Origin of the sequence: Amycolatopsis thermophila (assembly GCF_030814215.1) — a bacterium.
GTDB lineage: Bacteria > Actinomycetota > Actinomycetes > Mycobacteriales > Pseudonocardiaceae > Amycolatopsis_E > Amycolatopsis_E thermophila.
Map to the genome: position 1 here is coordinate 2,906,516 of NZ_JAUSUT010000001.1, position 14,081 is coordinate 2,920,596.

The 14,081-nt window shown below is 71.3% G+C and carries 12 protein-coding genes; 8 read left to right on the forward strand and 4 right to left on the reverse strand.

Annotated elements, in window-relative coordinates:
* Position 1: 1 nt before the first annotated feature.
* A complete protein-coding gene (locus FB470_RS14465) occupies positions 2-1,480 on the reverse strand; it encodes an FAD-dependent monooxygenase (protein ID WP_370876468.1) in 1,479 nt (492 codons plus the stop codon).
* On the opposite strand from FB470_RS14465, the gene FB470_RS14470 reads away from it, so the two are divergent.
* Positions 1,431-2,075, forward strand: coding sequence for a TetR family transcriptional regulator (locus FB470_RS14470; protein ID WP_306991917.1), 645 nt, complete (start codon positions 1,431-1,433; stop codon positions 2,073-2,075). The two genes, FB470_RS14465 and FB470_RS14470, sit on opposite strands and share 50 nt — an antisense overlap.
* A 234-nt stretch (positions 2,076-2,309) precedes the next feature.
* Positions 2,310-4,847: a sensor histidine kinase gene (locus tag FB470_RS14475; protein ID WP_306991919.1), complete on the forward strand. Its 2,538-nt coding sequence runs from the start codon at positions 2,310-2,312 to the stop codon at positions 4,845-4,847.
* Here FB470_RS14475 and FB470_RS14480 read toward each other — a convergent pair.
* From FB470_RS14480 to FB470_RS14490, 3 genes are all read right to left on the reverse strand, one after another.
* Positions 4,750-5,655, reverse strand: coding sequence for an amino acid ABC transporter permease (locus FB470_RS14480; protein ID WP_306991921.1), 906 nt, complete (start codon positions 5,653-5,655; stop codon positions 4,750-4,752). The two genes, FB470_RS14475 and FB470_RS14480, sit on opposite strands and share 98 nt — an antisense overlap.
* Before the next feature lie 278 nt (positions 5,656-5,933).
* Positions 5,934-6,578: an amino acid ABC transporter permease gene (locus FB470_RS14485; protein WP_306991923.1), complete on the reverse strand. Its 645-nt coding sequence runs from the start codon at positions 6,576-6,578 to the stop codon at positions 5,934-5,936.
* Entirely contained in the window at positions 6,575-7,501 is a 927-nt protein-coding gene (locus FB470_RS14490; RefSeq protein WP_306991925.1) for a glutamate ABC transporter substrate-binding protein, read from the reverse strand. The genes FB470_RS14485 and FB470_RS14490 overlap by 4 nt, the downstream gene beginning before the upstream one ends.
* A gap of 530 nt (positions 7,502-8,031) precedes the next feature.
* On the opposite strand from FB470_RS14490, the gene FB470_RS14495 reads away from it, so the two are divergent.
* The 6 genes from FB470_RS14495 to FB470_RS14520 all read left to right on the forward strand — a co-directional run bounded on the left by FB470_RS14495 (position 8,032) and on the right by FB470_RS14520 (position 14,047).
* Complete coding sequence (locus tag FB470_RS14495; RefSeq protein ID WP_370876667.1) at positions 8,032-10,938, forward strand: sensor histidine kinase; 2,907 nt, start codon at positions 8,032-8,034, stop codon at positions 10,936-10,938.
* Entirely contained in the window at positions 10,935-11,387 is a 453-nt protein-coding gene (locus tag FB470_RS14500) for a roadblock/LC7 domain-containing protein (protein WP_306991930.1), read from the forward strand. Before FB470_RS14495 ends, FB470_RS14500 begins: the two co-directional genes overlap by 4 nt.
* Before the next feature lie 26 nt (positions 11,388-11,413).
* The gene (locus FB470_RS14505) at positions 11,414-12,130 is read left to right on the forward strand and encodes a DUF742 domain-containing protein (RefSeq protein WP_306991931.1); all 717 of its coding nucleotides are present in this window, start codon (positions 11,414-11,416) and stop codon (positions 12,128-12,130) included.
* The gene (locus FB470_RS14510) at positions 12,111-12,719 is read left to right on the forward strand and encodes a GTP-binding protein (RefSeq protein WP_306991933.1); all 609 of its coding nucleotides are present in this window, start codon (positions 12,111-12,113) and stop codon (positions 12,717-12,719) included. The genes FB470_RS14505 and FB470_RS14510 overlap by 20 nt, the downstream gene beginning before the upstream one ends.
* Before the next feature lie 128 nt (positions 12,720-12,847).
* Positions 12,848-13,273: a roadblock/LC7 domain-containing protein gene (locus FB470_RS14515; protein WP_306991935.1), complete on the forward strand. Its 426-nt coding sequence runs from the start codon at positions 12,848-12,850 to the stop codon at positions 13,271-13,273.
* A gap of 36 nt (positions 13,274-13,309) precedes the next feature.
* Entirely contained in the window at positions 13,310-14,047 is a 738-nt protein-coding gene (locus FB470_RS14520) for a DUF742 domain-containing protein (RefSeq protein ID WP_306991936.1), read from the forward strand.
* Positions 14,048-14,081 lie beyond the last annotated feature (34 nt).

The window sequence follows — 14,081 nt, forward strand, 5'->3', positions numbered from 1 at the left end:
TTTATACGGCGTCGCCGGTGGCCGCGACGCCGAACCAACGGGAGAGCGCGGCTTCGAGGGGGCCGCCCACGGGGGACCAGCACCGGTAACCGTCCGGGCGGAGGAGGAGGGCGGCCTCGGTGAGCTGGTGGTCCGGCTTGGCGTGAACGCGGTCCACGCGGTCCGACCAGCCCGGCGGCAGTGGGTGGCCGCCGGTGAGGTCGAGCAGCAGGCCGCGTCCCGAGCGCAACAGGGCGGACAGGCGGGTGGTGCCTTCGTCGGTGACGAGTTCGGCGTCCGGCACGCGGCCGGGGGCGTCCAAACCGGACATCATCCCGGCCAGGCGGTGATTGGTGTCGGGCAGGCTCAGGAGGTCGGTGAAGATGTCGCGCAGCGCGGCGACGTCTTCGGCCGGGTTCGGGCCGGCGAGCACGCGCTGGGCCGACGTGTGGTGCAGCACGCGAGCCGCCGCGGGATGCCGTTCCTCCTGGTAGGTGTCGAGCAGACCGTCCGGGGCCCAGCCGTGCAGGGTCGCCGCCAGCTTCCAGCCAAGGTTGATGGCGTTCTGCACACCGAGGTTCAGTCCCTGGCCGCCGAGCGGCGGGTGGATGTGCGCGGCGTCGCCCGCGAACAGGATCCGGCCGTGACGGTAGTGGTCGAGTTGCCGGGTCGCGTCGCTCCAGCGGGACGCGGCGAGGACATGCGCCAGCCGGGTGTCCTCGCCGTAGACAACGGTCAGCGCGTCGACGATCTCGCTTTCCGTGACGGGGCCGCTGAGGGCGGCGGCCTCGTCCTCGGGAGCGAACGTGAGCCGGTAGCGGTCGCCGCCGACGGGCACCAGCATCGACCAGTAGCCGCCGGCGGCCCGGGTCAGTCCGCTGATGTGGCCGGCCCGCTCGGGCACCAGCGCGGACACCGACGCGAGCCGGATCTCGGCGAGCACGGCCTGGAACGTGCCAGGGCGTCCGGGGAACGGCAGCCGGAGCAGCTTGCGGACGGTGCTGTGCCCGCCGTCGCAGGCGACGAGGTAGCGGGCGCGGAACGTGCGTTCGGTGGTCGTGACCGTGACGCCTTCGGTATCCTGCTCGGCGTCCGTGACCGGGTGGCCGCGCCGCAGCCCGGCACCGCGCGCGAGAGCGGCGTGCTCGAGCACCTCTTCGACGAGGTCCTGACGAATGGACAGGGGGTAGGGGTGCCGGGTCTGCCAGCGTGAGCAGTCCAGTGGCACCGGCAGCGTCGCGAAGTGGCCGCCGACGGGTTCGCGGTCGACTGCCCGTGCGTGCATGGCCTCCAGCAGACCGCGGAGTTCGAGGAGTTCGGCGGTGCGGGGCTGGATGGTGCCGCCTTTGGTCTGCTCGACGCGTTCGGCCAGGGATTCCACGACCACGGTCCGCACGCCGGCCAGCGCCAGTTCGTGGGCGAGCGCGAGACCGGTGGGGCCCGCCCCGGCGATGACCGTGACCGAACCCGCCGGACTCCGCGAACGGAAGAAGCAGCGCACCCGGGAGGCGATCTCGAACGCGGCGATCGACCTCTTCTTCGAGCACGGGTTCGACCAGGTGTCGATCGCGCAGATCGCCGAGGCCGCGGAGGTCTCGCGACGCACCCTCTTCTCCTACTTCCCGACGAAGGAGTCGCTGGTCGTGCACCGGTTCGCCGACCACGAGACGGAAAGCGCGCGGGTGGTCCGCGGCCGGCCGGACGGGCAGACGCCACTGCAGGCGCTCCGGCAGCACTTCCTGGACGGGCTCGGCCGGCGGGACCCGATCACCGGTCTCAACGACGGGCCGGAGGTCCTCGCGCTGTACCGGATGATCTTCGCCACCTCGGGCCTGCGCGCCCGCATGCTGGAGTTCAACCAGACGGCGGCGCAGGCGCTGGCCGAGGCCCTCGTCGAGACGGCCGGGGTGAGGGCCGCCCAGGCGCGGGCCGCCGCGGCGGCGATCGTCGCGGTGCTCTCGACCCTCGCGCAGGACAACCACGCGGCGGTCGCCGCGGGGAAGTCCGCCGACGAGGTCCATGCGCAGGCCAGGTCGGAGGCCGAGGAGGCGTTCGCGCTGCTGGCGGACGGCTTCGGCGGGCTCGGCGCTCGCTGAACCGTGGTGAACGACACAACCGGGAACGCCACGCGGCGTGTGTGGCGTCTTGCCCAGCGAAAGATTTCGGGCGGCGGGTAGAACCCGCGGTCCGCGGCCAATACGATCGCCGACGGACTGCATCACGAGCAGCGCGGGCGGGGCGTGTGTGTCCGGGGTCGCTACCCTCTCCGGGGTTGGCGACTCCGCCGGTGCCGATCCGAGTCCGGCAAGGCGGCTAGAGAAGGAAGTCAGGTGGCCCGGCGGCACAAGCGTCCCGAAAGCGGTGAGGCGCTGGACCGGCGGCCGGACACCCGGGCAGGAAGCCGGTGGCGGCTGCGGAACTGGCGGCTGCGCACCAAGCTGATCGCCGTCCTGCTGATCCCGATGCTGACCGTGCTGGCGCTCATCAGCCTGCACGTGCGCGCCGACCTGCAACACGCCGACCAGCTCGCCGAACTCGCCGCGCACAGCCGGGTCGACGCGGGCGTCAACGCGGTGGTCAACGAGCTGCAGCGCGAGCGCGACCTGACCGTCCGTTACGTCGCGGGGCAGCGCCGGAACGGCCTGGCGGAGCTGCGCGATCAGCGCGCCCGCGTGGACGAAGCCGCCGGGGCCTTCGCCCGGAATCTGGCCGACCAGCAGTCGATGCTGTCCGCGTCGAGCGCCGCGGAGCTGAAGGAGGCCCAGTCGCGGCTGGAAGCGTTGCCGGGCCTGCGCTACTCGGGCGAGTTCTCGAACTCGTCGGCGGATTCGATCCTGACCTCCTACAGCGATCTCATCTCGGGCATCCTCGACCTGTCCGACCAGGCCGTCGCCGAGATCGCAGACGCCGACGTGGCCCGCCTCCGGCTCGCCGCCAACGCGCTCGCCCGGGTCAAGGACCAGATGTCGGTCAAGCGGGCCGTCCTCGGGCAGGCGTTCGCCGAAGGCGAGGTGTCCGACGACCGGTTGCGCGCGCTCCTCGGCGCCGACGCACAGGTGATCGCCGCGCAGAACGACTACCGCAAGTTCACCACCGCCGCCGAGCAGCGGTCCTACGAGCAGACGGTGTCCGGGCCGGCCGTGCAGACCGCGAACACCCTGTTCGAGCTCGCGATCACGAGGGCGGAGAACGGGCAGAGCCTGTCCGGGCTGGACTCCCGGCAGTGGGACCAGGCGATCAGCGGCACCATCGACCTCGCCTACCAGTCCCAGCAGGCGTTGCAGGTCCAGACACAACACCGCTGCGACGCGCTGGCCACCGATGCCCGCCGCTCCGCGATAGTCAACGCCGCGGTCGTGTTCGGCGCGCTGCTGTTGTGCGCGGTGCTTGCCGTGGTCATCGGCCGGTCGTTGCTGCGGCCCCTGCGGGTCCTGCGCAACACCGCGTTCGACGTCGCCGAGCACCGGCTGCCCGCGGCGGTCGACGAGATCCTCGCCGACCCGCATCCCGACTTCATGGCCGCCCACCGCGGGGTCGCCCCCGTCCCGGTGTTCACACGCGAAGAAGTCGGCCAGGTCGCGCGCGCGTTCGACGCGGTGCACGGCCAGGCGGTGCGGCTGGCCGGTGAGCAGGCGCTGCTGCGGGAGAACATCAACGCGATGTTCGTCAACCTGTCCAAGCGCACCCAGGACCTGGTGGAACGCCAGCTCGGCGTGCTGGACCGGATGGAGGCCGGCGAGCAGGACCCGGAGACCCTCGGTGGCCTGTTCGAACTCGACCACCTGGCCACCCGCATGCGCCGCAACAGCGAAAACCTCCTCGTGCTGTCCGGGCACGACTTCGGCGACGCGCAGTCCGAACCGGTCGCGGCCGAGGAGATCATCGGCGCGGCGTTGTCGGAGGTCGAGCACTACCAGCGCATCGAACTGACCGAGATGCCGGAGATCGCCATCCGCGGCGAAGCGTGCAACGACCTCGTGCACGTCATCTCCGAGTTGCTGGAGAACGCGACCCTGTACTCGCCGTCGGAGAAGACCGTGACGGTGGTCAGCTCGCTCGCCGAGGACGGCGCCTGGCACGTGCACATCACCGACCAGGGCGCGGGCATGCCGCAACCGGAGATCGACCGGGCCAACAAGCGACTGGCGAACCCACCCGAGGTGGACGTCGAGGTGTCCCGGCGGATGGGCCTGTTCGTGGTGGCGACGCTCGCCAAGCGGCACGACATCCAGGTGCGGCTGCGGTCCGCCGACGGCGGCGGGCTCGTCGCGACCGTCAGCGTCCCGGCCGCGCTGGTGATCGAGCACGTCGCGCCGGTGCCGGAGCCACTCCCCGCGCCGGCCGCCGCCCCGGAGCCGCCGCCGGTGCCGGTCGCCCTGCCGTCGTTGAAGCCGATCCCGCTGCCGGAACCGGAGCCGGCACCGGAGCCCGAACTGGACGACACCGTTTCGATCCCGGTGGTGCGCGACGAGCCGCGCCGGGCGCCGGTCGAGTCCGAGGACGGTGTGGACTGGCCGACCGCCGACAACGACACCTTCCCGCCCGAGGACGAGGAGCCGACCGAGCGGATGCCGGCGTACCAGGCTGTGTTGTCGCGGTGGTTCACCACCGGCGAGCACTGGCCGGTGAGCCGGGCCTCGGAACCGGCGGAGGTGCCGGAGTGGCCGGCGGAGCCGCAGTGGCCGTCGGCCGACGACGACGTCGCGGTCGACGGGCGTCCGCCGAGGTTCCCGCAGCAGGTGCGGCGCCACGCGGAGTCGTTCGACCCGCCTACGCTTTCACTCGACCCCGACGAGGTGCGTCACCGGATGTCGCGGTTGCAGAACGGATTCGCCCGAGCCCGCGACGTGCGGGGGACGGAGAGCTGACCGGCTCGTACCGGCCGCTCTGGCGCTGACGGGCGTCGATGGTGCGGGCCAGGCGGGACAGCGCGTAGTTGATCGCGAAGTAGAGCAGCGCGATGATCAGGTAGGTCTGGATCAGGAGCCGGTTGTAGCCGGCGAGGACCTTGGCGCTCTGCAGCAGTTCGGCGTAGCTGACGACGATGCCGAGCGAGGTGTCCTTGACGACGCCCGCGGTCTGGCTGATGAGCGCCGGGACCACGCGGCGGACGGCCTGCGGGAAGATGACGTGCCGCATGGACTGGGAGGGCCGCATCCCGAGCGCGGCGGCCGCCTCGCCCTGGCCGGCCTCGAGTGAGCGGAAGCCGCTGCGGAAGATCTCGGCGAACTGGGCCGAGCGCGACACCGCGATCGGCAGGACGAGTTTCCACAGCAGGGGCAGGTCCAGGCCGTACCGGGGCAGCGCGAACATCGCGAAGTAGATGAGCAGCAGCAGCGGGATGACGCGGATGACCTCGACGTACGCGCGGGCCGGCGCACGGAGGACGAGGTGCCGCGAGACCCGCCCGAACGCCACGAGGAGACCGGCAGCCATCGCGAGCGCCACGGCCAGCACCGCGGCCAGGGCGGTGCCGCCGAGGCCGCCGAGGAGGTAACGCCACATCGGCCAGGAGCCGTAGGGAGCCCACCGCTGCGCGGCGAGTTCCCCGTTGACCGCGAACTGCCGCACCGCCAGCGCGAGGAGCACGAGCCCAGCCGCGATGGCGACGACGGTCGCGACGCGGACACGGCGCCTCGCCCGTGGGCCGGGAACGTCGAAGAGCACGGAGGTCATGGCAAGCCTGCCTGGTTCGGTACGGGGTTGCGGTTCGTGGGGTGTTGGGTCGGGGTGGCGAGCGGCGGTCTGTTGGCGGCGCGACGGTCACGAAGGGCGCGTTTCGTGTTGGTTGGGCTGGGGACTGAGCGCGGATCCGGGGTTGGGTTGGCGAGCCGGTGCGCGTTTCCGGGGCGGGGGCTTGAGCTCGTGGGTGCGGGGCCGGTTTGGTGCGGGTCTCGGTCGGCTCGTGATCAGAGGCCCGTTCGCGGGCGGCGATCAGGCGGTGGCACGACTGGTCATCGCGGGATCACCAGTTTCCGCTCCAGGACCCCGGCCCCCGAGGAGATCACCATCGCCAGGACGGCGTAACAGACTCCCGCCCCCACGTACAGCGGCAAGGGCTCGGCGAGAACGAGGTTCACCCGGTTCGTCGCCTCGGTCAGTTCGACCACACCGACCGCCGCGGCGAGCGCGGTGTTCATCAGCAGCTGGATGGTCACGTTCCCGAGCGGCTGGATGATCGTCCGCAGCGCCTGCGGCAGGATCACCGCTCGCAGTGACTGTCCGAAGCCGAGTCCCAGTGCGCGGGCCGCCTCGGCTTGGCCGCTGCTCACCGCGTTGATGCCAGACCGCAGCGTTTCCGCGTAATACGAGGCCATGTACAGAGCCGTCGCGAGCACCGCGGTCGGGAACAGCTCGAAACTGATTCCGACCATCGGCAAACCGAAAACGAACAGCACCAGCCACACGGCGAGCGGAATGTTCTGGAACAACTCGACATAACCGGTCCCGAACGCGCGCAGCGGGCGAACCGGGCAAATCCGGAACGCGGTGATCACCAGGGCGACCAGCACCGCGCCGAGGGTGCTGAACACGGTCAGCAACACCGTGTTCAGCACCCCCTCGGCGAACTCCCCGAGGTGATCGGTCCACCCGCTCACGAGCCGGGCACGAAACCCGTCGCCGGCGGCGTCGGTGCGTCGCCCGGGATGACGGTCCCCAGCGTCTGCTTGTACGCCTCCTGCCACAGCCCCGCGGCCTGGATCTTCTTCAACCAGTCGTTGATGAACTGCTTGAACGTCTCGTCCCCGTGGTGGATCCCGATGCCGTACGGGTCCTGCCCGAACGTCCCGCTGTTGACCTGCACCTTGTCGTTCGTCTGGGCGTTGCCGGCCAGTTGCGTCAGGTCGTTCACGTAGGCGTCCGCCCGGCCCTGCTCCAGCGCGGTCACGCACTCCGAGTTCGTGCCCAGCGTGATCACCTGCGCCGGCTCGTACTGCTGCACCAGCGCGGCCCCGGTCGAGTTCGTCACCGCCAGCACCTTCTTGCCCTTCAGGTCCTGCGGCTTCGTGATGCTCGAATCACCCTTGCGCGCCATGATCGCCGGTCCGGACACGAAGTACGGCCCCGCGAACGACACCTTCTCCGCGCGCGGCAACGTGATCGAATATGTGTGCAACACCACATCGACGGTGTTGTTCTGCAGCAGCGCCTCGCGGATCTGCGACGTCGAGTTCACGATCTTGACGTTCGGCCGGCCCAGGATGTACTTCGCCAGCAGCCGGCCGAGGATCGCGTCGAACCCCTCGGTCTGCCCGGTCGTCGGGTTCTGCTGGGACAGCAGCGGCGTGTCCAGCTGGCTGCCGATGAGGATCTGCCCGCGCTGCTTGATCGCCTGCGCGGTCGGGCTCGCCGCGAGGTCCGCGTCCGAAGCCACCGGCGCCCGGTCGAGCAGGCTCTGCTCCTGTCCGGCGCCGCCGGCGGGCGGGACCGCGGTCCCGCCCGAGGTGCAGGCCGTCACCGTGCCCAGCGCGACCGCGGTGAGCAGCGCCGCGAGGCGTCGTCGTCGTAGTGATGCCGTCATGGTGTGCGGGGATCCCTCCTGAACGTCCACCGTGCCGCGTTCATCTACTCTCGGTAACGCAAGGGGCACCCGATCGGGTGGGAGTAGATCACGGGTTACGGCGCAGGATTGTGCAGCTCCAACGCCCGCGTCAAGACCTCGTAAAGGTGAGCGCCCGGCTTGTGAGACATTCACCAGTTGGTTGTCACGCGTCTGTTCGCGGCGTTCGCGAGTGAGATGGGTAACACTGGACAACGCGTGGTTCGATACACGCAGCGCGACGCGGGTGGGCCGTCCCATGGGGACAGTTGGTGAGATTTCGCCGCCAGGGTGACCGGCAAAGTTCGTGGTGAGAGCCATCTGCCCGGCTTCCTTTTCGTCCCGGTAGCCGATAGCCTCTACCCCCAATCGGGTGGCCCGTGTTAACCATTCACGTCCTGGTTCTCCTGGCGCGGGCCCCCGGAGCGGAAACGCGGAAACTGGACAGCTCGAACCGGGAAGGAAGTCCCTCGGTGCCCCAGCCCACGAGCGGGGAGCGCGGTCGCAAGGCAGTGTCCCCGGCGGAGTCGCCTGTCGCGCAGAGTAACGACGTCAGCGCGCAGGACAACGCGATCGGAGCATCGACCGGTGGTGACCGCGGACGTCGCGCCCGCGGCCTGGCGAACTGGCGCGTCACCGCCAAGATCGCGGCGGTGGTCGCCGTGCCGACGGCGGCCGCGCTGTCGCTGGCCGGCCTGCGCGTGTACGACAGCTTCGCGACGATGACCGTTTACCAGCACGCCGAACAGCGCATCGAACTCAGCGAGAAGGTCGCGGCCGAGATCGACGCGCTCCAGCGCGAGCGGGACGCGATGTCGGCCTGGATCGCCTCTGGCCGCCCGGCCGACCGCAGCGAGCTCGACAACGCGATCAGTACCTCCGAAACCGCCGCCGACGTGGTGCGCGGAGCCGTCACCGAGGTCTCCTCCATCAGCGACGAGGCCACCTCCGCGCGCTACCACCAGGGCGTCGCGCGGCTCGACGGCCTGAGCCAGCTGCGCTCCTCGGCCGGCGCCGCGGACTTCCCGAGCCTGGCCGCCCAGGCCGGGTACACCGGTGTCGTCGACGCGCTGCAGCTGATCGCCGACGAGTTCGACGCCGACATCACCGACCAGGGCCTGCAGGACCGCCACGAGGCGCTCGGCTTCCTCGCCGACGCCAAGGAGTACTCCGCCCAGCAGAACTCCTACCTGCGCAGTGCCGCGATCCGCGGCAAGTTCGACCCGGCCGAGCTGAAGAACCTGACCACGGCCCAATCCAACCTGGTCGCCGCGATCGACCGGTTCAACGCGGTCGCCACGCCGCAGGCCCAGCTGGACTACTCGACCACGCTGTCCGGCCCGCAGGTCTCGCAGCGGTTCACGCTGCAGCAGCTGGCGTTGCTGCGCGCGCAGGCCAACCCGCCGCTCCCGCTGGCCATCGACCCCGCCGCGGTGGTGCAGTCCTCTTCGGACACCCTCGGCCTGATCAGCCAGGTGCAGAACCGCCTGCTGGCCGACGCCTCGAGCTACACCGACGGTCTGATCAGCGCGCAGCAGAAGAGCCTGCTGGTCACCATCGCGATCATCCTCGCCGGGCTGCTGATCGTGCTCGCACTGATGTACGTGGTGGCTCGCTCGCTGATCCGCCCGCTGCGCACGTTGCGGACGAACGCGCTGCAGGTCGCCGAAGTGCACCTGCCCAACGCCGTGGAGCGGATCATGCGCGAGGCCGACCCGGCCGCGGCCGCGAAGGCGATCGAACCGGTCCCGGTCCACACCACCGAGGAGATCGGCCAGGTCGCCCGGTCCTTCGACGTCGTGCACGGGCAGGCCGTCCGGCTCGCCGCCGAGCAGGCGCTGCTCCGCGAGAACGTCAACGGCATCTTCGTCAACCTCTCGCGCCGGTCGCAGCGCCTGGTGGAGCGCCAGCTCGCGGTGATCGACCTGCTGGAGGCCGACGAGCAGGACCCGGACCACCTCGCGAGCCTGTTCGAGCTGGACCACCTGGCCACCCGGCTGCGCCGCAACGGCGAGAGCCTGCTGGTGCTCTCCGGCGCGGGGCTGAGCAAGTCGGTGCCCAAGCCGGTCTCCGCTGCCGACGTCATCGGCGCCGCGGTGTCCGAGATCGAGCAGTACGCGCGGGTCGACGTGGGCGCGATCCCGGAGGTCGCGGTGCGCGGGCCGTCCGTGCACGACCTCGTCCACCTGCTCGCCGAGCTGCTGGACAACGCCACCTACTTCTCCGAGCCGGAGACGAAGGTCAGCGTGCGCGCGGTGGTGACCCGCAAGAAGGCGCTGGCCATCCAGATCACCGACCGCGGTGTCGGCATGTCGCCCGAGCAGATCACCGAGGCCAACGCCCGCCTCGCCGATCCGCCCGACCTGGACGTGTCGGTGACCCGGCGGATGGGCCTGTACGTGGTCGCGCGACTGGCCCAGCGGCAGGGCATCGAGGTGCGGCTGCGGGAGAACGAGGACATCGACGGCGGTGTGATCGCCCGTGTCGTCGTGCCGCCGGACCTGCTCGGTGCGGTCGCCCGGGAACCACTGCCGCGGCCTGCGGAAACGTCGTCGCCGAGCCTGCCGCCGGTCCCGGCGCAGCGCACGCCCGCCAACCTGGCGCGCCGCGAACCGGCCGAGCCACCCCGGCCGCAGGAGCAGGCGCAGACCGGCGTCCTGCGCCCGCTCGACCAGCCGATCAGCCTCGACGACCTGGTCGCCGGCTCCTCGGACGCGGCGTTCCTCAGCCGGGGCAAACCGCGCTCCGAGGAGCCGCCCGCCAACGGTGCCACCGCGCCCCAAGAGGAGGAGCCGGACCGGTTCGGCCCGCTGGCCCTGCCCAAACGCGAGCCGCAGTACGTGCCGGTGACCGAACAGCCCGCCGAGGAGCCGCTGCCGCCGACCGAGAGCATGTTCGACGACGACGTCCCCACCAAGCGCCTGCCGATCTACCAGTCGGTTGTGTCGCGGTGGTTCAGCGCGGAAGGGGAGGAGCCCGGCGTGGTGGCCGGTGACCTCGAACGGGAACCCGCACCGGCCGTCGACGAAGCTCCCCCGGCCGAGGACAAATCCGGCGATGTTTGGCACAGTGTGTCCGACGACGGCTGGCGCGCGGCGCAGTCCCTGCTCGAGTCGCGGGAGGAGGAGATCACCCCGGCCGGATTGCCCAAGCGGGTGCCCAACGCCCACCTCGTCCCCGGTTCGATCCCGGTGGGCGACACCGACGCCTTCACCGACACCACGGTCGGCCGGCCCGGGCAGGGGGCACTGGCCCGCTCCGCGGAGGCGGCGCGCGAACGGATGGCGAGCTTCCAGCGCGGCTACACCAGTGGTCGTCATGCGCTGCAGGAGAGCACGCCGGGCCCCTCTGACCAGGGAGCTCCGGTGAGCGGCGGGGGAACCACCCCGCCGGACACGGCAGTGAGGAGTGAGGAGTGACACGGGCGGGATCGCTGCAGCCGGGAGGCTCGACGCCGCCGGCGCCGCGAAACGGGTTCGCGTGGCTGATCACGGACTTCGTGCACCGGGTGCCAGGCGCGGCGCACGCCGTCGTGGTGTCGGCGGACGGTCTGCTGCTGGCCGCGTCGCGGGGGCTGCCCAAGGACAGAGCCGACCAGCTCGCCGCGGTGGCGTCGGGGCTGACCAGCCTGGCGCGGGGCGCGTCGAAGGTCTTCGAGGGCGGGCCCGTCGCGCAGACGGTCGTCGAGATGGCCAACGGCTTCCTGTTCCTCATGTCGGTTTCGGACGGGTCGTGCCTCGCCGTTCTGGGGGCCCCGGACAGCGACATCGGCCTGGTGGTGTATGAGATGACGCTTCTGGTGGATCGGGTCGGTCAGCAGATGACGCCCGAGATGCGGGCACAGCTCCAGGGAGCCGCGCGCGGTTGAGCGCGCCGGGCACGAGAGGGACTGCAGTGGACGGTGGGCAGCCGACGGGCGTGGGCCCGGGCCGGCTGGACGACGACGCCGATGCCGCCTGGCCGGACGAGGCGCAGGCGGCGCGGACCGAGGACTGGACCAGGTTCCGGGCCAAGGTCGACCGCGCCTGGCGCCTGCGCCGGGCCGCGGCGGGCGAGAAGCCGTCCAGCGGCCTGAGCGACGCCGAGCCCCCTGGCTACGGGGCGACCGAGTACCCGGAGTTGTCCGGCGACCGGCTGCTGTCCGGTCCCGCGTCGCAGCTGTTCGGGGACTCGGGCGTACCACTGGCTCCGGCCGGTGAGCTGCCGTCCACGCCCACCGCGGAGAGCCACCCCAGCTTCCCGCCGGTGCCGGCGCCGGTCGCCGCGGAGGAGACCTCCGGTCTGGTCCGGCCGTACTTCCGCACGCGCGGCCGGACCCGTCCCAGCTACGATCTGGCGATCGAGGCGCTGGTCTCGACCAGTGAGCGGGGACGGATGCTCGAGCGCGTCCGGGTGCCCGAGCACCGGTCGATCTGCGGCCTGTGCCTGGACACGCGCTCGGTGGCGGAGGTGGCGGCGTACCTGCGCATGCCCCTCGGGGTCGCGCGGGTGCTGATCGGCGACGTCGTCGACCAGGGCCTGGTCATGATCCATTCCACGACGTCGGTCGTCGGCGATCGTCCCAGTATCGAGTTCATGGAGAGGGTGCTCAGTGGGCTTCGGAGAATTTGACTCCGACGCGAACACGTCGGCCGCGGCGGGACCGACGCAGTCGGCCAAGATCGTGGTCGCCGGCGGCTTCGGTGCGGGCAAGACGACGCTGGTGGGCGCGGTCTCGGAGATCGATCCGCTGACCACCGAGGCGGTCATGACCGAGGCGAGCGTCTCGGTCGACGACGTCTCCGCGACCCCGAACAAGGCGACCACGACGGTGGCGATGGACTTCGGCCGCCTGTCGCTCGACGACGACCTGGTGCTCTACGTCTTCGGCACGCCCGGCCAGCACCGCTTCTGGTTCATGTGGGATGACCTGGCGGTCGGCGCGATCGGGGCGGTCGTGCTGGTCGACACGCGGCGGTTGTCGGACGCGTTCCCCTCGATCGACTTCTTCGAGAACCGGAACCTGCCCTACATCGTGGCGATCAACTGCTTCGACCGGCTGCTGCACCACCAGATCGAGGACGTCCGGCACGCGCTGACGATCTCCGACTCGGTGCCGATCATCGCGTGCGACGCCCGGGAGAAGGAGTCGGCGAAGCAGGTGCTGATCACCGTCGTCGAGCACGCGATCAACCGGGACCGGGCGTTACAACCGGGGTGATCGGGTAACCGTGCCGCCGGAAGGGTGAATCGATGTGAGATGACCCCGGACGGCGGGCGGCCAGGGCCTGGTGCGGCAATACCCTGGTCGGAATAATCGCAGAACAGGCTCGACCGGTGAGGAGGCACATGACGGCATCGGCACAGCAGCCGAGCGGCTTCGGCTTCGGCTGGCTGATCACCGACTTCGTGCGACGGGTCCCGGGCGCGGCGCACGCCGTGGTCGTCTCCGCGGACGGCCTGTTGCTGGCCGGGTCGGACGGGCTGCCCAAGGACCGGGCGGACCAGCTGGCCGCGGTCGCGTCCGGGCTGGTGAGCCTGACCTCCGGTGCCGCCCGGTGCTTCGAAGCGGGTTTCGTGAACCAGACCGTGGTCGAGATGGAACGGGGGTACCTGTTCCTGATGGGCATCAGCGACGGGTCGAGCCTGGCTGTGCTGGCCGCGCCGAACTGCGACATCGGGACGGTGGCGTACGAGATGACGCTGCTCGTCGACCGCGTCGGCATGCAGATGACACCGGAGCTGCGCAGCCAGCTCCAGGGCGGCGTGCGGTAGCCGATGAGGGGACTTTCGCAGGGGGCCGGTAGCCCCGTGGACGCCTGGGACCGGCTGCACCAGGGCACCGACCGCGAGGGCTTGGACTCGCCGGCGCGGTTCGTGCTGAACAAGAAGCCCCTGGTGCTGCAGGTTCGCGTACCCGGCCGGACGGTGCTCGGGCCGGCTTCCGGTGGAGCCCGTCCTGGTGCGACCGGTGCTCGATCCGGCGCGGCACGAGTGCCTGGTGCCCGTGCCCCCGAGGCCGGGGCTCCCGCGACGCCGGGGGCGCGGACGGTGCCCGGCAGGCGGGCGATGCCGGACGGGCCGGGAGCGCCCGCGGCGCGTCCGGTGCCGGCCGGGCGGGGCGTGCCTGGTGCGCGACCGGCACCGGTACCCGGCGCCCGGGCGATGCCGGAGGAGCCTGCCCACCACGCGGCGGGTTCGTCCGTGCGGACGCGGATGATCATGCGCCCCTACGCCCGCACCGGCGGGCGGACGCGGCCGGACTACGAGCTGGCGCTCGAGGCGCTGGTGTCGACCAGCGAGCGGGGACGCGTCCCCCAGGCCGTAACGGGCGTGCAGCACCGGCGGATCTGCGGGCTGTGCGCGGAGCCGCGGTCGATCGCGGAGATCGCCGCGTACCTCAACCTGCCGCTCAACGTCGTGAAGGTACTGGTGAGCGACCTCGACAACGCCGGGCTGGTGATGATCCACCAGTCCGGGCTGTCCTTCGGGGACCGCTCGTCGCGCGAGTTCATGGACCGGGTGCTGCAGGGCCTGCGACGCCTCTGACGAGCACGTGCCGCGCGGGGCCGGCCGCCGGACC